The sequence below is a fragment of the Psychrobacillus soli genome (assembly GCF_006861775.1).
Taxonomy (GTDB): Bacteria; Bacillota; Bacilli; order Bacillales_A; family Planococcaceae; genus Psychrobacillus; species Psychrobacillus soli.
The window spans coordinates 51721-77279 of the sequence record NZ_VDGG01000008.1 but is presented as its reverse complement, the minus strand read 5'-3'; the positions used below and the strand labels follow the sequence as shown (position 1 = coordinate 77279).

Annotated in this window: 17 protein-coding genes and 4 pseudogenes; 15 read left to right on the top strand and 6 right to left on the bottom strand. The window is 34.0% G+C overall.

Translation table 11 applies throughout. The features are described from left to right. Positions 1–128: 128 nt before the first annotated feature. From FG383_RS05280 to FG383_RS05255, 6 genes are read left to right on the top strand one after another with little or no spacing between them, the layout of a single operon-like run. A complete protein-coding gene (locus tag FG383_RS05280; protein WP_142605809.1) occupies positions 129–1664 on the top strand; it encodes a sugar ABC transporter ATP-binding protein in 1536 nt (511 codons plus the stop codon). Next, positions 1661–2680 (top strand): ABC transporter permease subunit, encoded by a 1020-nt coding sequence (locus FG383_RS05275; protein WP_142605808.1) that lies wholly within the window; start codon positions 1661–1663, stop codon positions 2678–2680. Before FG383_RS05280 ends, FG383_RS05275 begins: the two co-directional genes overlap by 4 nt. Then, positions 2652–3656: an ABC transporter permease gene (locus FG383_RS05270; RefSeq protein ID WP_246096866.1), complete on the top strand. Its 1005-nt coding sequence runs from the start codon at positions 2652–2654 to the stop codon at positions 3654–3656. Before FG383_RS05275 ends, FG383_RS05270 begins: the two co-directional genes overlap by 29 nt. Before the next feature lie 32 nt (positions 3657–3688). Next, complete coding sequence (lsrB, locus tag FG383_RS05265) at positions 3689–4762, top strand: autoinducer 2 ABC transporter substrate-binding protein LsrB (protein WP_142605806.1); 1074 nt, start codon at positions 3689–3691, stop codon at positions 4760–4762. 46 nt (positions 4763–4808) lie between these two features. Continuing rightward, positions 4809–6509: a class II aldolase/adducin family protein gene (locus tag FG383_RS05260; protein ID WP_142605805.1), complete on the top strand. Its 1701-nt coding sequence runs from the start codon at positions 4809–4811 to the stop codon at positions 6507–6509. Between the two features lie 50 nt (positions 6510–6559). Next, positions 6560–7072 carry a type 1 glutamine amidotransferase domain-containing protein gene (locus tag FG383_RS05255; protein ID WP_142605804.1) on the top strand — a complete coding sequence of 171 codons (513 nt, stop codon included), beginning with the start codon at positions 6560–6562 and terminating at the stop codon, positions 7070–7072. A gap of 288 nt (positions 7073–7360) precedes the next feature. Here FG383_RS05255 and FG383_RS20835 read toward each other — a convergent pair whose 3' ends face one another. The 3 genes from FG383_RS20835 to FG383_RS05245 form a co-directional block, all read right to left on the bottom strand. Further along, the gene (locus FG383_RS20835; protein WP_185907852.1) at positions 7361–7501 is read right to left on the bottom strand and encodes a hypothetical protein; all 141 of its coding nucleotides are present in this window, start codon (positions 7499–7501) and stop codon (positions 7361–7363) included. Between the two features lie 1162 nt (positions 7502–8663). Continuing rightward, positions 8664–10562, bottom strand: coding sequence for a BMQ_0737 family morphogenetic spore coat protein (locus FG383_RS05250; RefSeq protein ID WP_142605803.1), 1899 nt, complete (start codon positions 10560–10562; stop codon positions 8664–8666). A gap of 546 nt (positions 10563–11108) precedes the next feature. Next, positions 11109–12071: an aromatic acid exporter family protein gene (locus tag FG383_RS05245; protein ID WP_185907851.1), complete on the bottom strand. Its 963-nt coding sequence runs from the start codon at positions 12069–12071 to the stop codon at positions 11109–11111. Positions 12072–12411: 340 nt separating this feature from the next. Here FG383_RS05245 and FG383_RS05240 point away from each other — a divergent pair, with 340 nt between their 5' ends. From FG383_RS05240 to FG383_RS05225, 4 genes and pseudogenes are all read left to right on the top strand, one after another. Beyond that, the gene (locus FG383_RS05240) at positions 12412–13047 is read left to right on the top strand and encodes a YczE/YyaS/YitT family protein (protein WP_142605801.1); all 636 of its coding nucleotides are present in this window, start codon (positions 12412–12414) and stop codon (positions 13045–13047) included. Between the two features lie 386 nt (positions 13048–13433). Then, positions 13434–14217 (top strand): annotated as a pseudogene (locus FG383_RS05235) (transporter substrate-binding domain-containing protein). Between the two features lie 49 nt (positions 14218–14266). After that, positions 14267–14788, top strand: a pseudogene (locus FG383_RS05230) (amino acid ABC transporter permease); the annotation flags it as partial. Between the two features lie 27 nt (positions 14789–14815). Then, on the top strand, positions 14816–15544 hold the full coding sequence (locus FG383_RS05225) for an amino acid ABC transporter ATP-binding protein (protein ID WP_185907857.1): 729 nt from the start codon (positions 14816–14818) through the stop codon (positions 15542–15544). Positions 15545–15759: 215 nt separating this feature from the next. Here the strand turns inward: FG383_RS05225 and FG383_RS05220 are convergent, their stop codons facing one another. The 3 genes and pseudogenes from FG383_RS05220 to FG383_RS21605 form a co-directional block, all read right to left on the bottom strand. Then, the gene (locus FG383_RS05220; protein WP_246096867.1) at positions 15760–15927 is read right to left on the bottom strand and encodes a DUF4188 domain-containing protein; all 168 of its coding nucleotides are present in this window, start codon (positions 15925–15927) and stop codon (positions 15760–15762) included. An 80-nt stretch (positions 15928–16007) separates the two neighbouring features. Beyond that, the gene (locus FG383_RS21610; protein WP_142605798.1) at positions 16008–16235 is read right to left on the bottom strand and encodes a virulence activator alpha C-terminal domain-containing protein; all 228 of its coding nucleotides are present in this window, start codon (positions 16233–16235) and stop codon (positions 16008–16010) included. Positions 16236–16514: 279 nt separating this feature from the next. Continuing rightward, positions 16515–17732 (bottom strand): annotated as a pseudogene (locus FG383_RS21605) (IS3 family transposase). 352 nt (positions 17733–18084) lie between these two features. Here FG383_RS21605 and FG383_RS05205 point away from each other — a divergent pair. The 5 genes and pseudogenes from FG383_RS05205 (at position 18085) to FG383_RS05185 (ending at position 25191) form a co-directional block, all read left to right on the top strand. After that, positions 18085–18596: pseudogene (locus FG383_RS05205) on the top strand (type 1 glutamine amidotransferase domain-containing protein). Between the two features lie 752 nt (positions 18597–19348). Further along, positions 19349–22747 (top strand): hypothetical protein, encoded by a 3399-nt coding sequence (locus FG383_RS05200; protein WP_142605797.1) that lies wholly within the window; start codon positions 19349–19351, stop codon positions 22745–22747. 11 nt (positions 22748–22758) lie between these two features. Continuing rightward, on the top strand, positions 22759–23211 hold the full coding sequence (locus FG383_RS05195) for a response regulator (protein ID WP_185907850.1): 453 nt from the start codon (positions 22759–22761) through the stop codon (positions 23209–23211). Beyond that, on the top strand, positions 23212–24429 hold the full coding sequence (locus FG383_RS05190) for a phosphorylase family protein (RefSeq protein WP_142605795.1): 1218 nt from the start codon (positions 23212–23214) through the stop codon (positions 24427–24429). 171 nt (positions 24430–24600) lie between these two features. Beyond that, positions 24601–25191 (top strand): protein kinase family protein, encoded by a 591-nt coding sequence (locus FG383_RS05185; RefSeq protein WP_142605794.1) that lies wholly within the window; start codon positions 24601–24603, stop codon positions 25189–25191. Positions 25192–25559 lie beyond the last annotated feature (368 nt).

The window sequence follows — 25559 nt, the reverse complement described above, 5'->3', positions numbered from 1 at the left end:
ATAAATGTAAGCGCTTTATATATTGTTGACTTAATACATACGTAGCATTTTCACGATTCAGAAATTGATCAAAAGTAGTGAGTATTTGATATTATACGATTTTTGGAATTCGGAGGAGGGAAGCTACCTTGTCGGAAGAGCATTTATTAGAAATTGAAAATTTGCATAAACGATTTAATGGGAATCATGTATTATCGGGGATTGACTTTACGCTGAAAAAAGGGGAAATATACGCAGTTGTTGGAGGAAATGGCGCTGGAAAATCAACCTTAATGAAAATTATCACAGGTTTATATAAAGCAGATAGTGGAGAAATGAAAATTAATGGGAAAAGAGTTCGCTTTGCAAATCCTAATGATGCTCATAAAAACGGGATCTATTTAGTCCCACAGGAGCCTTTAGTTTTTCCAAATATGACGATTGAAGAAAATATCACGATGGGGCTCAAAGGGAATGAGAAACAAAAAGAACTTAGAAAGAAAATACTACAAGTAATCGATCGGGTTGGATGGAGCATAGACATAAGCCGATTAGGGTTAACTCTGTCCATTGCTGAACAGCAACTTGTGGAAATTTTACGTGGACTTGTTCGAGAAGCGCAAATCTTAATACTAGATGAACCTACTTCCACCTTAACGCACAATGAAATCGAATCTCTCTTTGATACGATTAAGCAGCTTTCTGATAACGGAATTGGAATTATTTATATTACGCATCGATTCTCCGAAATTTTTGAGTTATGCCACTCAGTTGCAGTCCTTAGAGATGGAAAGGTATCTGCCCAAGGACTTATTTCAGAATTTTCCTACGAACGCTTGTTAGATGGTCTAGTGCCTACAAATGTGAAACAAAATTTACTTAAAAAAAATGAACAAAACAACGAGACTTACGAAGAAAATGCTATTCAATCCTCTATAGAACAAATGGGAGAGATCGTATTAGAAATAGATGCTCTTTGCGGAAATAAATTTCGGGATATTTCTTTTTCTATTCGCGAGGGGGAAATACTGGGGATTGCTGGTGTTGTTGGAGCAGGAAGAACAGAGCTAGCGGAAGCGATTTGTGGTATTGAAAAATTCGACTCTGGCACCATTAAATTGAACGGCAAAAAAACAAAAAATCTTCCCATTCGAAAAGTGATCGATCTTGGATTGGCATATGTTCCTGAAGATCGTCACGCACATGGAATTTTCAAAATTACTTCTGTACGAAAAAACATCACCTCTACGATATTAAATAGACTACATGGATTATTTATTCCTATTTCGAAAGAAAATTTAATTAGTGAAAAATACGTGAGTGATTTAAAAATTAAAACAGAAGGAACTAGTCAAGCGTTGGGCGATATATCTGGTGGCAACCAGCAAAAAGTAGTACTTGCAAAATACTTAGTAACCGAGCCAAAAGTAATCATTCTCGATGAACCTACACGAGGAATTGATGCAAGTGCAAGAGCAGATATTTACCGCATTATCAATCAACTGAAAAAAAGAGGATTAGCAGTTTTGCTCATTTCTTCAGATACAGAAGAAATTGTAGAACTTAGTGACAGAGTACTCGTTATGCATGAGGGGAAGATCAACAAGGAAATAGAGAAAGAAAAACTTACGGTTAATAACATTACTTCTGCAGCCTTTGGTGTTAAAAAGGATGTGATTTCATGAAATCATTACTATATAAAATGATTAAAGTAAGAGAATTATCCATTCTCATCTTAATGGTAGCTTACTTCCTTTTCGTTGGATCTATCAATAGCCAGTTTACTAACTTAGACACGATTGTATTGGTTGTAAATGGAAGCATCATATTACTTGTTATGGCTGTTGGACAGTCGTTTGTTCTTCTTACTTCCAATATTGATGTTTCTGTTGGTTCTATTATGGGATTGTCAGCAGCAGTTTGTGGAACGCTTCTCGCAAGTGGAGCTAATTTAGGAGTAGTGGTTTTTTCGGTTATATGTGTTGGGGCTGTCATTGGGTTCGTAAATGGAATTGGTGTGTCTTATTTGAAGATCCCTGCCATTATTATGACATTAGGAATGTTGGGAGTAGTTCGAGGTCTCATGCTCCTATATACAAAAGGAATGTGGATTGAAAATATTCCGAATTACTATAAAAAAATTGCAAGAATAGAAATTCTGAGTATTCCATTTCCTGTTTGGATTGGTGTAATTTTAGTTTTAATTGCGTACCTTTTTCTAACCAAAACAAAATTCGGTAGATACTTTTATGCAGTTGGGGATAATACAGACGGTGCACAATTACTAGGCTTGCCGGTTAACGTTGTAAAAGTTCTTGCTTTTATGTTGTCTGGTATATCTGCTGCCATCGCCGGTCTGATTTTTGTCATGAATATTGGATTCGTTTCAAACCAGACAGGTAGCGGAATGGAACTTCAAGTAATTGCAGCTGCTGTATTAGGAGGAGTTGCGCTAACTGGTGGAATAGGTAGTGTCATAGGAGCTGGATTAGGAGCTTTTTTCTTCACAGTTATTAATAGTTCTCTAGTATTCATGAAAATTCCAGCGTATTGGAATAGTGCTATTTCAGGTTTTTTACTCATTTTAATCGTTGTTGGCGATTCAAGGTTCCAAAAATATCTGAAAAAGCGATCACTTCAAAACCAGAAAAATAGTTTGGAGGAAAATGACCGTGAAAAGCAATCTAAAGCGATTCCTTAAATGGGAGCTTTTCCTGTTTATTTTTTTAGTAGGAGAATTAATCTTTTTCGGTCTACTGACACCAAGTTTTTTAAATGTACAAAATTTGTTATTTAGTATAAATGATTTCGCTTATATTGGGCTAGCTGCAATTCCAATGACCTTTGTTATCATTACTGGTGGCATTGATGTCTCCGTAGGATCTATTATGGGGCTTTCTTCCATTACTGTGGGTGTGCTATGGGCTGGTGGTCTCAATATTTGGGTTGCACTTATCATTGCTTTAATTGTCTGCGCATTAGCAGGCTTACTCAATGGTTTAATTGTAGCGTATACGGATGTGCAACCGCTCGTTGTAACATTGGGTACTATGTTTCTGTTCGCAGGAATCGCTCTTGTTATTTCAGGTGGTTCCAGTGCTACAGGATATGAAGGAATTAGTGGATTTCCGAATTCCTTTGTTCAAATTGCAAACGGAATTACGTTAGGACTTCCGAACTCCATTTGGTTAATTCTTTTTTTCTTACTCATTTTTGGCGTTTTACTTCACTTAACCAAATATGGACGTAATGTATATTTAGTTGGTATTAATATGAAAGCTGCTAAATATAGTGGTATTGCTACGAAATGGATTGTAATGAGCACCTATATGCTAGCGGGTTTAGGAGGTGGTATTAGTGGCATTATTTTAACATCTTATTTCAGTTCTGCTAGATCTGATTTAGGAGCACAAGCCATTTTGCCTGTCATAACGGCAGTCGTGCTTGGTGGAACCAGTATTTTAGGGGGAAGGGGTACAGTTTTAGGAACTGTAATTGCAAGCATAGTCGTTGGTATGATGAACTACGGTCTCCAACTTTCTGGTATGACCAGCGAACAAACAACCATTATTGTTGGAGGTATGCTAATTGTAGCAGTTGTCATGAGACGTTTTAATATAAATTATGTGAAGAAGTGGTTTGTTGCAAATGGAAGTACTACAACAAAGGGTAGTTGATAGGAGAGTATACTAGAGGAGGAATTTATAGGATGAAGAAAAATAAACTGTTTTTGGTATTCATCTTTGCTCTAATACTTGTCATTGCATCTGCTTGTAGTAATAAAGGAAATGAAAAAGTAACAACAAGTGGCACAGGAACAATGAATAAAGAAGATGTTAAATTAGCTTTTATCCCAAAATTGACTGGTGTAGGATTTTTCACTTCTGGAGGACTAGGCGCAGAAGAAATGGCAGATTCATTGGGGGTAGAATTCAAATACGATGGACCTAGTGAAGCATCGGTTGCCGAGCAAGTAAAGTATATTAATAACTTTGTGAATCAAGGATACAATGCAATAATGATTTCGTCGACTTCGGTGGATGGGTTGAATCAGGCATTGGATCGTGCTAAAGAACGTGGCGTCAAAATTCTTACATGGGATTCCGATGTAAGTCCAGAACATAGATCTTTTTATATCAATCAAGGAACTCCGAATCAACTAGGAGAATTACTCGTCAATATGGCTGCTGATCAATTAGACAAGGAAAATGCGAAAGTAGCCTTTTTCTATTCAAGTCCGACTGTTACAGACCAAAACCAGTGGGTGGAAAAAGCAAAAGAATACATTGCTGAAAAACATCCAGGGTGGGAAATTGTCACTACACAATATGGTGAAAATGATGCGCAAAAATCTTTAACAATAGGGGAAAGTATTTTGACAACATATCCTGATATCGATGTCATCTTAGCTCCAGACGCAACTGCCTTACCGGCGATGGCACAAGCAGCTGAAAATCTGGATAAAGCGGGAGAAGTAATTATTACAGGATTTTCTACTCCTAATGTTATGAGAGATTATGTAAAACGTGATACAGTGAAACAATTTGGTTTGTGGGATGTGAAACAACAAGGAGCCATTGCTACTTATGTTGCATACTTGATGACAGTGGAAGGAAAAGAACTAAAAGTTGGTGATTCCTTTGAAGTACCTGGAATTGGAGAAGTTACAATAGAGCCAAACTCCATTCAAGGGTATGAATATACATCCGACGATAGCGGAATCATTTTACTTCCGGAACGAGTTACATTTACAAAAGATAATATCGATAATTACGACTTTTAATTGAATTTATATCATAGGGTAGAAATAACGCACTTATTTTTACCCTATGAGTCGTTATTTTTGGTGGCAATACTGTGTTGATGATCATGTAGGAGGGGTTTTTATCGTAAATGAGCGTTTTACCATTCAAGGTGACAGTGAAATTAGTAAGTTAGTGAATAGGTCTAGATTACTCGGAAAAGATCCAAGCCTTGTTTTATATGGTGGAGGAAATACCTCTAGTAAAATGGAGGAAACAGACCACTTAGGGAGAAAGCGTACAATTCTTCGGATAAAAGGAAGCGGTTGTGATTTAAGGACAATTACTGAACAAGATTTTTCTGGTCTTTATTTGGAAGAATTACTCCCTTTAATAGATTTAGATAACATGTCTGATGAAGATATGGTGGATTATCTGGGTCGCTGTATGGTAAGTGCTGCAGAACGAAGACCTTCCATTGAAACATTACTCCATGCATTTATCGAGGCATTACATGTCGATCATGTGCACTCTGATGCAATTTGCACATTAACCAATTATGAAAATGCGGAAAAAATCATCTACGAAGTATTAGGGAAAGACGTTGCATTTGTTCCATATTGCAGACCGGGATTTAAACTTTCTAAAATAGTTCAACAGTTCTCAAAAAATTATGCTGTTGTATTGGAACATCATGGACTTGTTACGTGGGGAAATACACATGAAGAATCTTATTTAAAGACAATCGAATTAGAAGAGAAAGCAAAAGAATATATTAACAATCATAAGTTTAAAAAAGAAAAGAATCGTCTAGATACCTTAAAAATGGACTCACGCACAACACTCCTTCTTCGTTTACGTGGACAACTTTCTCAAAAACAGAAACAAATTTTGACGATTGATGAAAATCAGCTGGAGCTAGCGAATCGAAAAGATGTAGAAAAGATTGCCACTGGCGGAAGATCCACATTAGAACATATTTTAAGAATAGGTAAAGATTCACTTGTGGTTTCGGACAGCGCTGATTGTAAACAGGCCATTCAATCCTATCGAGAAAGCTATACAAATTTCTTCCATCAGTTCCAACATAGACTACCAAAAGGTTTCAACATGCATGAAAATATTGATCCAAAAGTAGGGTTAATACCTGGTGTAGGCTGCTTTGGAGCAGGAATCTCTCTTGCTACTGCAAAAAGAAATACAGAAATCGCAAGGCATACTCATGAAGCAATGGCAAATGTGCTCGACCTTTTTAACACGTCAAAAAACCTTACAGAAGAAGAAGCTTTCGATATTGATTATTGGCCATTAGAATTATACAAACTAAGTTTATCCCCCACAGTTCCAAATATGGCAGGGTACATTTTTGCTTTTTTTGGCATAAATAATGAGCATGAAGGATTAATTTTAGAAAAACTGTTGAAAAAAGGGGCACATGTAATAGTAGCTTCCCCATATACAGAAAGACTTGGCGATATGTTAGATACTTATAAAAACCAAGTAGTATTAACGGGTAATAACCATTTTGAAGAAGCTATTCAAAAAGCGATCTTGCATTTCGGTGGCTTAGACGGTGTATTCATGGGTGAAAAAGCAACGTTATCTAATGAGCAAGTGAATAAATTAAATGAGGTATTTGAAACACAAGCAATTACAGGGGTCATTATTAAAGCGAATGAGCGCTCATTGAATATGGATGGTAGTCATGAGTTGAACTCTACTAGTGTTATAAGTGCATCCGCAAATCAGACTGCATTAGCAGGTATTCTTTCGATTTTAGGAAATTGATATTTCATAGGAAGTTAATTGGCAAAACAGAAAAGGAGTGTATCAAGTAAATAGCGAAAATCGCGGCGTTGATTACAAATTTGTTCGAGGACTCAGAATTTACGGAACCAGCAAAAGCGTTTGAAGATGCTGGACACGAAGTTTTTACCATTGAAAAAGAAGAGGGAGTAGAAATAACAGGAAAGAAAGGTGGAACGCTCACAATCAATTATGGGATAGACGATGTGACACCTGAGGACTTCGATGCACTTCTTCTCCCAGGTGGTTTCTCACCAGATCTTTTGCGTGCAGATGACCGTTTTGTGGAATTCACAAAAGCATTTATGGATAATAAAAAACCGGTTTTTGCGATTTGTCATGGACAGCAATTGCTAATTTCTGCAAAAAGTTTAGCTGGTAGGGAAGCAACAGGCTATAAATCGATTATCGTTGATTTGGAAAACGCTGGTGTAAAGTTCCGAGATGAAGAAGTGGTTGTTTGTCAAAATCAGCTTGTGACAAGCCGAACACCTGCTGATATGATTGCGTTTAATCGTGAATCTCTAAGGTTGCTTGAAGAATAATTAAATAGAAGCAACAATGGGATAAGTCTATAAAACTAGTTTTTTTCTGCGTGGGAATTAAAAAGCTGCTAAAGGAATTTTTTTAGGATTCCTTTAGCAGCTTTAATATTTAAGGTGAAAGTAATATAGAAATTGCCTATTATCTGATTTAGGAATGCGTATCGTGAAATGATTTAACGTTATTTAATAGCAGCAAAAATGCTCAGATAAATCGAATTAGGAAATTACCCATAAATTAGATTCGTCTGAGCGTGTTTTAAATAATGGAGTTTCTTCTATAAAGTTATATTATTGATTCTGTTGATTATTTTGTTGTGCGTTATTTCGTTTAGCTTGATTTAAATTATGTTCTTCTGCAAATTCTTCACGAGTGTCTTTTCTTGAATTAGGTTCTTTTTTCTTAAAGTTTGGTTTATTTTTCTTTACCATTGTATCGTCACCTCCTAGAGTTTAATGTGCTCAGTAGAGATGGTCTTATTCATGTGATTTTTGTGGTTGGAAGATGTCCAGAGTGAAAAATAGTTCCGAGTCTTTCGGTAGGCTCAGGACGTGGTCAAGGGCCATTTTTGTCCGTTTTTTCTTATTCTCTGGTTAAAGATCTAGCAGATGTGTAAACCAAAACAAACATGAATTCACTTACTGACAAGGATAGTTCTATTCTTTGTATGTCAATTTTCCCTTCATTAGACGACATAAGCAACATAGACTCCTAGAATATACTTAGTGTGGAGTTGTGCCTGAATTTTTCGTTATTTTGAAAAAAAATAACCCATCCTTGAGTTAGAGCTAAGATGGATTAATCCTATTTGCTAGCCAATCCCTTTGAGGGAACCGCTATAATTGACCGTTTGATGTAGCAACATCTTGGGGTCTTTTTTATTGTATTCAAACCTTAGATCTAGTATACGCGTGAAATATTGGGGTTTCAACTGTTTACAACTATTCCAAATCAGTCCTTGTGTTAGAAAAAATTGATACTAGTTTGTAATGTTTGGAATCGTGTCTAACACAGGGAAGTTTTATTATGGAAGGTACAGGGCATATGCTTCAGTGGGATGAACCGGATCGAACAACTTATGAAATTAAGAAATGGATAGCAGTTAAACAAAGAAAATGAGGTGGGAATTATAAAAGTTTGCAATACTTCAAATAAAATTTTAAAGTAATCTGTTATAAGGGTTAATGGATTTTTCTTTTTTTCATCGTTAGGATGCGATACGGGGAGCCGTATCATAAGTAAGTGAGGTATAGATATAAAAAAATTCAGTAAAACGGTCTTATTATAATCATGTAAACTCACTAACATTGCATTAAAGTAAATTCAATTTCGTGAATTTCCAAAACGTCCAATAATTTTTCCTCTCACATAAAAAAAGTCCATAATATTGGATAAAGTCAGGTGGTAGCCCGTCTCAATCCACTAAAAAGGACCAAACTCATGGACAAGATTACCCGAAAAACAACATTTGAATATCAAAAGTCCTATGGCCAAAGCGAATGGGCCATTTATAATCAAGTGTACATCGCACTCATCGTTTATTAATTGAAGGTCATTCAATTTTTCATTGAAAGACCCATATTAAAACACCTATCATACAATAGGTGTTGAGACGTTACCCACAAGATTAAAAGCATTTAATGACATGGTTACTGGTGCAAAAGTTGTATTATAACCAACTGGATCACTTGGAAAAACGACGTCATAAACGGGTACGAGGGGTGCCACCAATCCCCAAGGTAAGGCGACATTAAAGATGTTGTTATGGACTTGTATTTGGCCATTTGCTGGGATGGATGTCGGGAGCCCAAGTGTGTAGGTGTAGTCCACATAAACGGATAGGTTACTTGATACATTAAATGGGTTTGGATCATCAATAGGTGGATTGGGATTCGTAATTTGATTATTTTCAATGAGAATAGGTGTAATTGTGGAAAAATTGAATGGTGTTGTAGGAGGAATAAATGTAATGGTCGGTCCTGGTCGATCTAATTGGTTAACGACATTGTTGGATACATTAATAGAAATATTTGTGTTAGCCGCTAGGTTAAATAATACAAAATGTGAAAATCGTGTCATGGTGTTATTTTGGATAATAAAAGAGGCATTGGTAAAAGTGTCTGTAGGTGTATTAACCTGAAATATAATGGCGTCTTGGCTACTTGGCCCACCTGAAAAAGTGTTGCCAGAGATATTCATTGTGCCTGTTCCGCTTCTTAATTCTATTGCGTGACGATTAAAAGTATGAATAAATGTTGAATTTAGTATAGAGAGGTTTGAAGCATTGATAATGGAGAGACGCTTTGTTCCTCCTTCAATAATTACGTTATCAAACGTAATATTATCATATAGACCATTTCCAGGAGCATGGTTGATTCTCAATAACGATACATCATCAGCACCTGTAATGGTCGGGCTATTAAAATGAAGATTTTTAATCGTTACATTATTTGCAGCAATATAGAAATTCGATTCTACCGGTGGATTTGGAAACTCAACCACTGTATTCAGTGCGGAAAGGCCTGTAATTGTTAGCGACTTATTCACAGTAATAGGAGAAGTTTCAGTAAAAGTCCCTGGAAAAACAATAAGAGTATTTCCTGAATTGGCGCCATCGATCGCTGGTTGAATGTCGTTATAAAAGACGCCTTTATTAACGTTAAGTACACGTCCACTTGGTGTGGTACGTACAAAGTCTGATGGGAGAGTAAGTCCACCTACAGGGCAAAACATACAGTCGGTAGAACTACTAGTTAAAAATAATGTACAACTTTGATTACTACAAATTAAAGTCTCTTCACACATACCTGTACAGGGTTCACAAATAATATCTCCTACGGCAATTCCATTACAAGTTCCAGTAGTGGCCGCCACTTCGTAAACACAAGAAAAAGGGACATTAATCTGTGGAATATTAATCGGCTTGGTTACCCAATCATATACTTTAGGGACTTTTATGCATAGATTTTCATTTTGCTGATGCGCAAATGTTTTTGGATTTTGATCGAATGAATTTGAGGGTTGCTGACCTGGAATAATACATTTTGATAGCGAAATATTTTGCCTGGGTTCACAAAACTGACTTTCCATACTAACAACAATGTCAAATGAAGATTGAACTGATAAACAAAAATCAATGGTAATTAATAATCCTTGGAATATGTCATCCGAAAAAACGGCCATAGAGAAACAATGAAAATCAGTAAATTTACAGGTTACTTGTGTCCTATTAGGTGCACATAATAAGATTTGTATTGTTTTGTCGAAAGGTTCTGTATGCTTTGTTCCGTTATCCAGTACGGTAGTCACATAACCCTCGATGAGAATCTTTACTCGTTGGAGTGTGGCACGTGATCCATTTGGAAGAACTACACTTTTTTCAGGTCGTGAGTTTTCTGAGGTTAACTCTTTACAATTGATGCTTCCTGGTAAATTTGGATCAAGTGGAAGCCCGTTTTCATCGGATAGAAAACAGGATACGACTCTCACCATGATTCTTCACTACTGGGTTTAATTTTCTTTACATGTTTCATAAAACCGCTCCTTTTTTCAATAATTCAATCTTAAATATTGTATGCAAGTTGCTAATATTTGATAGGTTATTAGCCTAGTTTATGCTCTATTTGCTTTAATACCCAAATAAAATCTAGATCCATAAAGAAAAGATGACTTGTGATACACGAAAGATCTATTCTTGATAGGTTAATTATAAAAATGGAGTAAATTAACAATAAAAGCAGCTACCTTAAAATTTTCGTACGGCGATAATAAGACAAAAAATGTTTATGTTTACCGCATTTATATGCGATACGGGGAACCTTATCATAAGTAAATGAGGTTGTTTAAAAAGTCATCTTTTGTATGAACAAATAGTGTTGCTGGCAATTCGTAAAGATAGTTTACTTCGATACATATCATCAATGCTATGTCTCAAAACAAGTTATTGTAGGGAAACGCAGCGGGGACAGATTCCTAGGCTTATTAAGGCGAGAAACCTGTCCCCGTGACCATTGTTAAGATAATGACTAGCCTCTAGACCTAATCTTTACTTCTTTTATATATATTTTTCTTAATAATTAAGTAGTTCTTAATCTCGAAATTTAAATAGAAAAGATTTGCTCTGACTTCAAATTCTTCCCTTGACTTCGGTAATTCTGTTTCACGTATGGACTCCTCGTATTCCTCTAATAATTTTAATGCAATGGTTGTATCTCCCGAATCCACATGTTGACTGATGTACTGAAAGATATTAGCAAGCATTCCTCTTTGTTTAACGTCTAACTCCGATGAAGAAACAATGCTTAGGATGTCTACCATCCGTTTGAGGATTTCAAGTTGATCCTCTCGCATTTCGAGATAATAATAATCTTTGTTTTCTTTTCTTAACAGATGATTTTCTACATCTTGTATAGTAATGTTTTTAGCTTGATTAAGAATATTTTCTACTTCGACTAACTCTTTACCGTCCCACTTTTGTTCACTTTCTTGTAAAAATGCAGAGAATTGGGAAAGAATAACACTGAATTTATTTTCGATTTCTGTTTTATATTTTTCAATTTCTTTTTTAAAGCTTGGCATAATGCTGTTTACGAGTACGGCGATTCCTATACCAATGAAAATAATATAGAGTTCATTCAATAAGTTTTCTAGGTTGGCTTCCTTGACTGTATAAATGTGTGAAATAATAACTATGCTTGTAACAAAACCTTCCTGAATACGTAACTTTATAAGGATTGGGACAAACAATAGGATAAATAGAGTTAAGACAATGGGATGATATCCTAATACTTCAAAACATATGGAACCAAGTATTAAAGATAATAGAGATGCGAAAAACTTTTTCTGGATGGAATGTAATGTCTTTTTCTTTGTCTTTTCAATACACATTATAACGATTATGGCTGCAAATGATCCAAACTCCAAGTCGAATAAACTAGCAATCCAAATTGCTAATCCTGCCCCTATTGCTGTTTTAATTGTCCGATATCCCATTCCGATCATATGCATCATCCTATTTTTTCTATATTTATTATTACCAGTAGTTATTAATTCTAACAGAAATTCATGGGGACGTGAAAGGAATGGGACAGGATTCTTGGCTCAATATGATTAAGTACCTGTCTCCGTGGTTTTTTGCATATACATTTATTTATAAAATTAGTGAGGAGAGGTCGTAAAAATGCTTCTCTATTTGCCTTAGTCAGCTTCTCCGTTATTCTCCTTTAATAAGAAAATGAAAGATATGATTTGGGATGACATTTTGGAAAATATAGATTATAAATTCTGTCCAAATTTAATGTTATATTAATAAAAAAGTATGATATAAGATTGAGGAGCAGTTATGAAAAAGGAATGGATTTTACGTTGGTCTTTTTTTGTTTTTGGATTAATGGTGTTAGCATTTGGTATATCTTTAACCATTGAAGGAAAGTATTTAGGGATTGGACCATGGGATGTTTTTCATTATGGTCTATTCACTAAATTTGGCTTTACTATTGGAACTTGGTCGATAATAAGTGGATTTTTCCTTTTGTTGATCAGTTCAATTTTCAATAAGGCATGGCCAAAAATAGGGGCTTTTCTGAATATGTTGTTATTAGGATTATTTATTGATCTTTTTAATTCGATTTTACCTAGCATTGATAGTTTAATAGGAGCAACAATTGCCTTTATCATAGGTGTTGTTTTAATTGGGTACGGTATTGGATTATATGTTTCCGCTGATTTTGGAGCAGGTCCTAGAGATAGCTTTATGTTTTTAATCATTGAAAGAACGGGATGGAGTATTCCGCTAGTTAGAAATGGAATAGAAGTACTCGTTTTTCTTCTTGGTTGGATGCTAGGGGGGCCAGTTGGAATTGGAACAGTGTTTATTGCGTTTGGATTAGGTCCAATTTTAGGATTTTCTATTCCTCAATGTAAGAAACTGATGGCATATTTCCTTGTTCAAAAGGATCGCCTGTTTACGCATATGTAGACAACTAAAAATAAATAAATACGATGTATAGGGATCCCTTTGTGGGGTCCCTTTCAATTTTCAAAAGTATTTGCTAGTCCTGCTATGAGAAACCTCATTTAGATATTCTATGGAGTACCGTATCATAAGTAAAAGAGGTATTATTACAATTTTTCTCCATGTAGCAGAAAAGAGGCAGAAGGTACACCCTCTGCGAAACAACCCCTTTTACATAAATGAAATGTGTATGGTATGTGTTATACAAAGTGTGTCAGGCACCATTATAGGTGCCTGACACTATTTGTTTATCTGGTAATAATGGGGTTATTTACCATTTATAAGCAAGCTACTTAGTTAGCTAGAAGTATTGTAGAAATAAATAAGAGTGAAAGGGATTGATAGCCAGCATGTGGTTAAATAAAAAGTTTATATTGGTTTTTGGTTTGATCGTGGTCTGCTTTTTATCTGCTTGTGCCGAGAAGGAGAAGCTTGCCGACGGATCCAAACTAATACATAAAGGTCAATTTGTTTTTGCTGCTTCTGGTGAGTTTAGGCCATTTAGTTATATGAATGATGATCTCACCATGTCAGGCTTTGATATTGAGGTTGGCGAAGCCATTGCAAAAGAAATGGGGTTTAAGCCAGTTCAGAAGCGAATTAAATTCAAAGGGATTGTAAGAAGGGGTAAAAACAGGGTGTGCGGATGCAGCTGTTGCTAGCCACACGATTAATCCGCAGCGGAGCAAACATGTTTCTTTTACTACTCCCTACTATTATTCTGGTCCGCAAATTTTTACTAGACCGGACAGTGAGATTAAGACTGTCGATGATTTAGCGGGAAAAGAAGTAGCTGTAGCAAAAGGTTCGACTTATGCTGATACAGCGGCTGAGTATACAGACAAAATAAAAGCATATGACAGCGATATTACAGCTTTACAAGCGTTAAACAGCGGACGTCATGATGCGGTAATCACCGATTTTTTTACCGGAAAAAATGCTGCAAAGGAAGGGTTTGAGATTAAAGAGCAGCAGTTAATTGAGCGTAGCGAACAAGCCATCGTGCTGCCTCAGGATAACCCAAAACTATTGAAGCGTGTAGATGAAGCACTGGAGCAGCTCCGGCAAGATGGAACACTAAGTGAGATCAGCATCAAATATTTTGGTGAGGACATTACCAAAAAACCGGAATGAGCCAACGCTATCGCAAGAAAGGAAGTAGATACATTGCCAAGTTTTTTACTCTAAAATAAAAGCATTAGAATTCATTTCAGATGCATATGTCTATTTAGTCCGCGGAACACCACTGATTGTTCAAATATTTATCCTTTACTTTGGAATTAGCGGGCTTTTCCTCCTTCCTGATTTCTGGGCCGCTTCCTTGGCCTTGGCGTTACATAATGGAGCATATATTTCGGAAATCCTTCGAGGAACGATACAGGGAGTCGATAAAGGGCAGATGGAGGCAGGGCGCTCTTTGGGGATGACAAAAGTACTGACATTAAGAAGGCTTATTCTTCCATAGGCATTCCGCCGAGCGCTGCCGCCTTTAGGCAACCAATTTATCATCGGTTTAAAGGATTCTTCGTTAGCCGCATTTATTTCCATGAATGAGCTGTTCAATGTGGCGACAACACTAGGGTCCAATAATTTTGACGAAATGACCTATTTACTCATTGTAGCAGTCTACTATTTATTGCTAGTGGCGCTGTTGACATTCGTAGTGAAACGAATTGAACTGAAATTAGCAGTAAGTGACAGATAGGAGATGAGATCATTGGATACAAAGGAAATGATCAAAATAAATCAATTGAATAAATCATTTGGAGATTTACATGTATTAAAAGGTATCGATTTGACCGTTTACGAGAGCGATGTTGTTTGTTTAATAGGAGCGAGCGGCTCAGGAAAAAGTACTCTCCTTCGCTGTTTGAATTTTTTAGAAAAAAAGGATAGCGGCAATATTATTATTAAAGGAAAAGAAGTCGACCCAAATACCGATAACCTCAATAAGATTAGGGAGAAGGTAGGAATGGTGTTTCAGCATTTCAACTTATTCACACACAAAACTGTTTTGGAAAATATTATCGAAGCTCCTATCATGGTAAAGGGTGTTGCCAAAGAGGAGGCTATCTCGAAAGCAAAACAATTACTAAATAAAGTAGGCTTGGAGGATAAGTTAGATGTCTATCCTAGTAAACTATCAGGCGGGCAAAAGCAACGGGTGGCGATTGCTAGAGCACTTGCGATGGAACCAGAAATTATGCTTTTTGATGAGCCAACATCGGCACTCGATCCTGAGCTTGTGGGAGAGGTTTTAACAACCATGAAAGAATTGGCTGAAGAAGGAATGACAATGGTTGTTGTTACCCATGAAATGGATTTTGCTAAAGAAGTCGCGGATTGGATCGTTTATATGCACGATGGAAAAATTGTCGAACGCGGCAACCCTGAGCAATTTTTCAGCCATCCGAAAGAGGAGCGAACGCAGGAATTTTTAAAAACAACCATTCTGAAATAAATATGCGAGGTCCTGTATGTATGTTAAGGCAGGACCTTGTGTTTTGATTAATTTGTGCCTGTACACTCGTGACTTCAGTAGTTGAGAATATGTCCCTGTGTTAGAAAAAACTCGGACGCTATTCTGAATTGTTTTGAATTGTGTCTAACACAGGGAAACTTCACTAATTATTTTGTCGGGTGCCAGGCACTATACAATATTTTTTTAGTCGTTTACTAGCAGAATTTTGTTCTACCGTAACGGGAGTATGGTTCAATGCCTTTCCTAAGCCATAGTGAGGCATATTGGTATAGTTCCTCTTTGTTCACATAAAGCTCTTTAATCATCCCAGGCATGGTGTTAAAAACGGGTAACCACTTCTGAATTGCAAGTCGCTTGTTCATCCTCATGCCAATTATGAAAACTACAATATCCTCCGTATTATCAACCGTGTAACTCCCAGTAAAAATTTGTTTGACCATCATTAATCCACCTTCGTAGAAAGCTTATCAAGAGTAAAATCGCACCATTCGATAGCAGCCTTTGTGGTTCTTTTTCCATAATCTAATGTAAACAACCTATACAATGATTCCTCACTATTATCTTTGTAATTGCTAATTGCCTGTTCAATAGAAACATAGGTATTATAACGTCCTTCCAGCTCTTGCTTATAATTCTGTAGAAAAATAAAGAATGTAAGAGAGGAATGCAAGTGGAATTATCTGAATAGGTAAAAATAATCTGGTTTTAGAGGATAATAGGGCAAAAGGAATAGTAAATTCTTTTTATCTACCGTTTATCAATCATTCATAGTTTTTCAAAAAAGGTTATCAAAGCGACTAACAAAGCCGTTTTGATAACCTTTTCACATTTCTTCATCTGTCTAATCTTCTCTTCATCCGGCGTAACAAACACCGTAGTCTGCTCAAAATAAATTACAAACCCCGGCTTAGTAAAGTGTACCCTTTGTAAAGGACATTTTAAAAAAACCTTAGGCAACTTGAAGAAGACGATGTCTGTATTGTGCAGGCGTCATCTTTTTTAAGTTCCACTGACCCCGATAATGATTGTAATAGGTCATATAACTCTTAATTTCTCGTATTACATCTTCTAATGTTTCGCATGACTTAATATGTATTTCATCCTTAAAATGTCCAAAGAATGATTCTTGTGGTGCGTTATCCCAACAGTTGCCACGACGTGACATGGATTGACCTAATCCCATTTTCTTTAGAAGCTTTTGGAATTGAGGATTTGTATAGTGAAAGCCTTGATCTGAATGGATGAATGCACCCTCAGCTAGTTTTCTACCATTCTTCTTTAATTTCTTTAATGTATTTAGGGCGATATCTAGTGTTATTTTCAATGACTCCTTGCTTAAACTGGCGATTTAATAGATTTGGTAATGTTCGATGTTCCTGTGTCGCCTTTGCCATTCTTCTATAAGGATTCGCTTTTCGAATTGGACAAACGATATCAAACTTTTTCATAATACGACGAATTCGTTTTAGGTTATATGTAATGGAATACTGATTTTCTAACGTCATTTTTATCTGACGTGCACCTTTTTTTCGACGGCGGAAATGAAACGCTTTTAGAATAATTTCTTTTATTTCTTCATCAGCTAACTTGCGCTCTTCACGGTTTTGTATTGCTTTTTCAGTGAAATAGTTGTAGTAGCCCGAGCGAGATACGCCAATTAATTCACACAGAAAACGGATCACTCGCTTTAATTGATATTTTTCAATCGTGTCGTGGATCAATTGAAATTTCTGCTCGGTTATGAGTTTTATCTCTTTTTTATCATCTGCCTTTCGAGTAGATCGAGCTTTTTTAGGAGTTCATTTTCTGCTTGTAATAATCGATTCTGCACCTCTAAGCGTGCATATTTTTCCTCTAAACTCAGTTCTCTCTCTAAAGGCCGACCATTATTCGTTTTCCTCGTATCTTCTAATCCGCCTATCCCTTTTTCACGATAGGCAGCTCGCCAACGCTTACCTGCAGATTTAATACGCTCCATACCAATTAACTCTACATCAAAGCCAGCTTCCTCAAAAATAGCACGAGGTAATTTCCCCATTTCATTCTCAGAAATAAATTTACGTTTAAATTCATCTGTATAGGTAATTCCTTTTTCACTAACTGCTTGTACATTAGGATTGCATTTCAGCAGGTCTATTTCATTTTTAGTAAATAATCTTATTGTCATGTTCATCCGCCCCAACTTGTTTTTACTCATTATAAACAAAAGTACCCCATAGGATAGACTTTTTTAAGTGTCTATTCTATAGGGTACACTTCAATAGCCCCACTAGGCTTTTTCACTTGCTTAATCATCGTATAATCCACAGGAATCGAAACAGACTCCCGAGCTTTACTAAAATAAGCTACAAAGTGTATGCTCCCTGCGTTAGAAGCTATTCAGAATTGTTTATAAGTTGTGTCTAACACAGGCAAGCTTTACTAACAAGACTGCATTTGAGGGTATTCTTTCTATTTTGGAAAATTAATGTTTTCATAACAAGTTAATTTGCAAAAAACAAAAGGAGTGTATCAAGTAAATGGCGAAAATCGCGATATTGATTACAAATTTGTTCGAGGACTCGAAATTTACAGAACCGGCAAAGCGTTTGAAGATGCTGGACACGAAGTTTATACCATTGAAAAAGAAGAGGGAGTAGAAATAATAGGAAAGAAAGGTCGAACGCTCACAATCAATTATAGAATAGACGATGTGTCACTCGCGCACTTCGATGCACTTCTTCTCCCAGGTGGATTCTCACCAGATCTTTTGCGTGAAGATGACCGTTTTGTGGAATTCACAAAAGCATTTATGGATGATAAAAAAACGGTTTTTGCAATTTGTCACGGACAGCAATTGCTTATTTCTGCAAAAAGCTTAGCTGGTAGAGAAGCAACAGGTTATAAATCGATTATCGTTGATTTGGAAAACGCTGGTGCAAAGTTCCGAGATGAAGAAATAGTTGTTTGCCAAAATCAACTTGTGACAAGCCGAACACCTGCTGATATGCTTGCTTTTAATCGTGTATCTCTAAATTTGCTTGGAAAATAATTATACAGTCAAAATAATGTTATAAGGAAGAAAAGAATAGGGAATTAGTTTTTTCTATAGTACGCTTTGTGGAGCTTTTTCAAATAGTAACGATAATTTACTACAACTTTAAACAGCTGCTAAAGGAATTTGTGATTCCTTTAGTAGCTGTATTTATACTAGGCTATGTTAAAGGAAAAGGAATTATCTTAAAATGATATGACTACACCTGCTCTCCATCTAATGTTTTTTAAGAATAAATTTATTTATATTGGATATATATGTTAAAATATCAACAAGATTGTGAAGTTTTTTAAACTAGAGTGCAGACTAGTAGAAAGAAAGGGAGAGATTGAGAATGTACACTTCAGAGGAACGAAACTTTTATTTTGATTCCTCTTTTGAGATCTTCGTCACGGCTTCTTTTATTTGATGGTATTATACACCTCATTATTTTTTCTTTTTGATCTTGTGTGCAACGTATTCCATTTTGTTTTATCATATCACTCGACCTCTGTGTAATTTACTTAATCATATTCACCTTAGTCACGTACGGCATCTATTCTGAATCGCTTCAGAGAATGTCTGAAATTGCATTTTCATATCATCTTCTTATATTTCTTAATATAATAAGTAAGAATATCCCGGTATTTTTTTGTGTGGAAAAGGTAAGTGGATTTTAATGATCTAAGGTAGAGCTTAAAATATTGCTAAGATAGATTTATCAAGATTGAAAGGTTTAAGCAATTATTAAAAAAGGAGATTGAAAATAGATGAATGTTATTAAACTTTATTTATCAGAAATGAAAAAAAATGGCCCACTATACGCTTTAGAATTCATAAAAGGAAAAACTAAGGTTAAAGATGTTAACAGTTCCGTAGATAAATTATTTAATAATCCGATTTCTAGAAAATCATTAGTTTATAAAGCATTTCCACCAACATTTGATAATATGAATAAAATGTTAAATTATTATTATCAACTTGATGACTTTAAAAAAGATTTATTATGGCATTCAAGAGTGTTCTCAAAAATCCATAAGGAAATTAATGAAATATTAGAGTATAAAGCTAAAATTTTTAATTTTTTATTCCATGGTGAAATTCAACCGGTATTAGAATTATTAGGGGAGTTTGAAGAAAAATACGGAATTAATTTGTGGGTTATAGAAACTAAATTAAAGGTTTATCAAGAATTTTATGGATTTGATAAACAAAAAGAATACAGTTCGAAAGTTCTAGAAAATAGTAATGTTCCCGACTTATACAAGCTTTTAGTAAAGCATTTTAGCGTTAAAGCAGAGGGTACTGTTACTCCTAGTAAATATGAGAGAGACGTATACAAAACAATCTATGAGCTAGCTGAAGGGGATTTAGAAACGGATATAGCAATATACTTATCGAACAAATTAAGTCTCAATTACATTCAATCCCAGAGCGTAGGAGTATTATTGGCAATAGATTCGAGGCTTCCAATGTTGGATAGATATGATTCTTTTGTGAAAGTGTTATTAAATTATTTAAAAAACGAAGAAATAGACGAAGTATTTATTAGTAATGTATATGAAAATATAAGAAACATTAATGATCCCGAGTTTAAAAATCTTTTTCTTCCGTATATAACAGATAGTCAACTAAACGACTATCAGCTAGATTTGAAAGCAATAGAAATTATCGATAGTTATACTCTTGGAGATTATGAAAAGACTATTCTTTTGTGTGAAGAGTTATTAAAAGAAAAGCCTTGGTGTGTTGATTTTTATGAAGTTTATGTGAAATCACTTGTATACATGAAAAAAGATACAGAACGCAAATTTACAGGCCTATTAGCTAGAATTATTGAATTGTTTTGTAATTTTTATAAACAAGAAAAAAATGAAATTGAATATTTGGATGATATCATAAAAATATCATATGATTATTCTCTTAATATATGGGCATGGAAATTAATTGCAATGGCATTCCAAACAAAAATAAATTTACAAGAAGTGAAAGAATATGGTCGGGTATCAGATGGATTTAAATTTTATTGGTTAGTGAAGCCTCAAATATTTAACGAGATATTTCCTGAGAATAAATTAGAAAAGATTTTGAATCGTAAATTTGCTAACGTAAAAAGTCTAACTAATGATTTACACAATGCTTTTTTATTTAAAAACATAGAAAAAATTAAAAAATTAAATATCTCTAATGAAAGAAAAAATAAATATACAGCGGTTATTAATCAACGAGTAGGAAACTATGAGGAAGCTTTAAGATTTTATGATATTATTCAGTTGGATAATACTAGATTATCAAAATTTGAAATATTGGTAGAGAAAATCAAGATATATCAACATTTAGGAGAATATGGAAAATCCACCAAAGTAATCATCGATAGTTTTATTGAAGGTTTTAACTTGATAGATGATGTAGATTTGAAAGAGATTCTTGATCACTTAGAGATTATCGATAAAGATAATAGCAATATCGACTATCCTATAGTTTATGAGTTGTTTACAAGATATGTAGGTTCAGAGAAAGAGGAACTACGCAGTGATATTTTGGAAGATTTTTTAAATAGTTTTGATGTCGAATTAGTTTCGGAGTTAAAAGAAATAGAATTGAATATATTTGATAAAAATAAATTGATATATTTTTTAAAAGAAGTTTGTGTTATTGATGTGCTTTCAAAGTTATGGAATATTGATACAGAACACGAAGCTGAGGAAGAAAGAATAGCTATTTGTAATTTGTTAGCTAAGATAGATTCTAATAATGTAGAAGTTTATACTGAAGAAATTAAAGAAATTACTAGAATTAAACGTATTAAAACCGTTAAAAGAGCAATTGAAACAAGTAAGATTTATATTGATGAAAATGGATTGAAAAATTTATTAAAAAGAAGTTTAAAAGAAACTTATGTTAGGTTTGAGAATTTTAAATACAAAGAAGGTGGACTACTAGATGAAGTTTACCAATTTTCGATGAACTCTTATATAATATCTATGCCTAAAAATGAAAAAATAGATATATTTGAAGGTATGGTAAAAGAAATAAGGGACCAATTTGTTTTCAGTAAAGAATATGGTTTAGATGGATATTTAAGTGTAGGTATTAGACATGGGACTTTAGTTGGTCAGTTAAGGGGAGCATTAGAAAGTTCAAAATTAATTACAATAAAAGATTCTATATCTAACCAGTATGTACCTAATGACTATTTGATTGAACTAGTCGATCCTATAGATGAATTAAATAAAGAAAAATTTATATCAGCGCTGAATAAATTCTCTGAAAATTTCGATGACATTGTTGGGAGTTTGAAAGAAGAAAAAGTCCAAATTACTACAGAATCGAATTATAAAGAAGATTCATATTTTAACTATACTATTACTAAAAGAATGATAAATAGCTTATATATTTCTTTAAACTTAAATAATGGAATGAGCTTAGATCAATTTATTGATCACATAATTAATTATATTTGGTTTAGAACAGAGCGAAATTTAGAAATGATAAAAAAGTATATAACTAGTGAATTTTTAAATTTAATAAATAGCTATTTTGATCAGCTATTAGTTGATATTGAAAATATTAAGGTTAGAGGTAGTCTGACAGATTTGAAGCGTAAAATTATTGAAACGAAAACAAATATGACTCATGAAATTGATGAAGTTTCTAGTTGGTTTAATAGAAGTGAAGGTCTGAATGTTAAAGAGTTTGATATAGATTTATCCTATGAAATCGGATTGGAAGTTTCTAATAAAATTAATATGAATAAAAGTATTAAATTTAAAGTGGAAAATTCACTGTCACAACCCATAGAAGGGAAAAAACTAAGAGGTTTCGTAGATATATTTGTAATTATCTTTGATAATATTTTTAAAAGAAGTGGACTGTTAAAAGAAATTCCTGTTCATTTGAAATTTATTGAAGAAGACGACCATTTTGTTTTAGAGTGTAAAAATAAAGTTTCCTTTGAAAATGAGTCATTGGAAGAACGTTTGACTAATATCGAAAAAAATAGAAAAGTAATTAGCGAATTAGATTATAGGTTAGTTAGTACAGAGGGCGGATCGGGATTATTAAAAATATTAAAGATATTGAAAATCGATTTAGGATTTGTTGATAGCTTTATAGATTATAAGATTATTGATGACGAATTTATACTTACTATAAAAATGAAATTTTAGGAGTGAATTTATTGAATGTCTTGATTATTGAAGACGATCCGAATAAGGCAAAGCAGTTAAATGAATTTTTTTCTAATATCAAAGACGTTAAATTGATTACTAGTAAAAAATCCTATAAGACCGGCCTAAAAGAGATTTTTAGAAGTAAGTATCATTTTCTGGTTTTAGATATGAGTATGCCTACCTTTGATATTTCAACAGAAGCTGGTGGAGGAAAGGTTATGCATTTTGGTGGGAAGGAAATATTGAGGCAATTAAGACGAAAAAAAGTTAGTATACCTACAGTAGTTGTTACTCAATTTGAATCTTTTGGAGAAGAAAAGAAAATGACTCTAGATAAATTAAAAGAAGAACTTCAACTAGAATTCTCTGATAATTATATAAAAACGATTTATTATAATCCCGCAGGTATCGAATGGAAACACGAGCTTCAGGATGTAGTGGATAATTTCGGGGTGAAGTAATTGCTCAAAGTATTAGTAATTGATGATGACGGACATAAAACTGGAACTATTAGAAGTGAACTTTCAAACTTTGATTTTTTAAATGACAGTGATATTGAAACAGTGCAATGCTCTGTTGCAGGATTAAAGGCACTTAGAGAGTCTCAGTTTGATGTAATTATTTTAGATATTAACTTACCTTATAGATTTGGAGATACTCCAGATCCCGAAGGTGGATTAAATTTATTAAAGCGTACAATGGGAAATAGGAAAAAATATAATCTCCCAAAAGAAGTTATTGGTCTAACAGAATATGATTCTAGCATGCAATTAGTCGAACAATATTTTGGTGATAATTTATTTTCGTTGATAAAATATGATAGAACAAGTTTAAAATGGGTTGAACAAATAAAAAATAAACTTTCGTATATAAAGAGTATTAAAGAAAGTTCTCAAACAAACCTTTATATATTCGATGTTGGTTTTGTTTGTGCATTATCATCTCCAGAATTAAGTGAAGTGTTAAAAATTGAAGCTAACTGGGTTAAACAAAGTTTTGAAGATGATAATTTAATTTATTATATTGGAAGCATATTTGCGGAAGAACAACATTTAAAGGTAGTCGTAGTAGCGGCTAATCAAATGGGATTAAGTGCGGCTGCAGTAACTACGATGAAAATGATAAATTTATTTAGGCCGAGATTAATGATTATGCCAGGTATTATGGGTGGAGTTAAATCTGAAGTGAATATAGGTGATGTAGTAATTTCTGACCCAAGTTGGGATTACGGGGATGGGAAATATGTAGTAGAGGAAGGAAAGACAGTATTTAAACAAAGTCCTCTACATATCAGATTGAACAAAACTTTAGAAACAAAAATAAATTTATTAATAACTGATCGAGACTTAATTATGAGTTTATACGATAGCTATTGTGAACAAAAACCAAGTAATATGTTTGATGTTCATATTGGTCCAGTTGCAAGTGGATCGGCAGTGGTTGCAGCCTCTGAAAAGATAAAAGCTATTAAACAACAACATCGTAAGTTGTTAGGTATAGATATGGAGATTTATGGTTTTATGTATGCAGTAGAAAATACAAATGGCATTAAACCTTTAGGTATAGGGATTAAAGGTGTTAGTGATTTATCAGATGAGGATAAAAATAGCGATTATGCTCAATATGCTGCTAGAAATAGCGTAATGATCTCATTGGAGTTAATGAAAAAATTTCTATAGCCGATAAATTGTTTAAATTCTTAGTTAAACGTTTTTGTTTCATTCAGGACACGTTCTTTCAATTTACAGGATAGAAACTTGACTAACTTGTGTCCATACAGCACAATAAATAAAATTTTTCTTTTGTAAAACATTTAAATAATAGGCTCTTAATGGACCGGAGGAAGTAATTTGCAATCTATGATAGATAATTTTTTAGCTCTTGAACCAAAAGATAAATTTACCTCACTTGGAGTAATATTCACAGCCATAATTGGTTTAGTGACTTTGTTTTTTTCTGTTTTGAATAATCAAAGGAATGTTTATGCTAGCACAATACTAAAAGAAAGGTTGGACTCTTTAAATAATCTCAAGAAAAATTCAGCGAGTTTTATAGCCTTAATTCTAGCAAGTACAAAGGGGAATTCTTTAGAGCATAGTTATAAAGAAATAAAGTATTTAAGTAATCTTATAGAATATCAATTCAATGTTTCTAAAGGGGAAGAAGTAATTGTATTAAATAAAATCAAATATTTATTGAGACTAATTCGACTTAGAATTGAAGAAAGAGACATTGTTCAGATAGGAGATTTCATCCAAAAATATGATATGGAATTTTTTAGAGGATTAAATCTTGCTCATTATAATGTTCAAACCCTAAGAAAGTTAATGGATAAAATAATATATGAAAGTACCGAAGAAATTGAAGTTTTATTGAAAAATCATATAAAATCAGAATGGGAAAAAATTAAATATAAACAAAGAAGCTTAAGATTTAAATAATTATTTCAATAAAAGTTGTTGAAATATATTTTTTGTTTATGTCTTTGGACTAGTCTAAAGTGATGGGACCTGCCCCTTCTAACCTACAAGTTTGCCGGTATTGTACCGACGACTGATTGATTAATTTGGTTTGAATGCGTGAATTGTTAGAATAATAAATATGTTATCTAGCGATGTGATCTACAATATTTCTAATTTACCTTATGAGTAAGCTATAAATATACTGTGTTTTTTCAAATTCCTAATCGATCATTCAAAGTAACCTAAATGTTCTTTGGTGTAGATACAATCTGTAAAATATAATGTATTAACAAAATACTAGGACTGGTTAAATGATCATGATTGGAAATTTATAGTGATTTTAAAAT

Excerpts from the sequence above, each read along its gene's own strand:
- FG383_RS05240 (WP_142605801.1), top strand. The coding sequence starts at position 12,412 with ATGAAAAAGGAATGGATTTTACGTTGGTCTTTTTTTGTTTTTGGATTA.
- FG383_RS05260 (WP_142605805.1), top strand. The coding sequence starts at position 4,809 with ATGAGTCGTTATTTTTGGTGGCAATACTGTGTTGATGATCATGTAGGA.
- FG383_RS05225 (WP_185907857.1), top strand. The coding sequence starts at position 14,816 with ATGATCAAAATAAATCAATTGAATAAATCATTTGGAGATTTACATGTA.
- FG383_RS05245 (WP_185907851.1), bottom strand. The coding sequence starts at position 12,071 with ATGATCGGAATGGGATATCGGACAATTAAAACAGCAATAGGGGCAGGA.
- lsrB (WP_142605806.1), top strand. The coding sequence starts at position 3,689 with ATGAAGAAAAATAAACTGTTTTTGGTATTCATCTTTGCTCTAATACTT.
- FG383_RS05220 (WP_246096867.1), bottom strand. The coding sequence starts at position 15,927 with ATGAACAAGCGACTTGCAATTCAGAAGTGGTTACCCGTTTTTAACACC.
- FG383_RS05200 (WP_142605797.1), top strand. The coding sequence starts at position 19,349 with ATGAATGTTATTAAACTTTATTTATCAGAAATGAAAAAAAATGGCCCA.
- FG383_RS05250 (WP_142605803.1), bottom strand. The coding sequence starts at position 10,562 with ATGGTGAGAGTCGTATCCTGTTTTCTATCCGATGAAAACGGGCTTCCA.
- FG383_RS05275 (WP_142605808.1), top strand. The coding sequence starts at position 1,661 with ATGAAATCATTACTATATAAAATGATTAAAGTAAGAGAATTATCCATT.
- FG383_RS20835 (WP_185907852.1), bottom strand. The coding sequence starts at position 7,501 with ATGGTAAAGAAAAATAAACCAAACTTTAAGAAAAAAGAACCTAATTCA.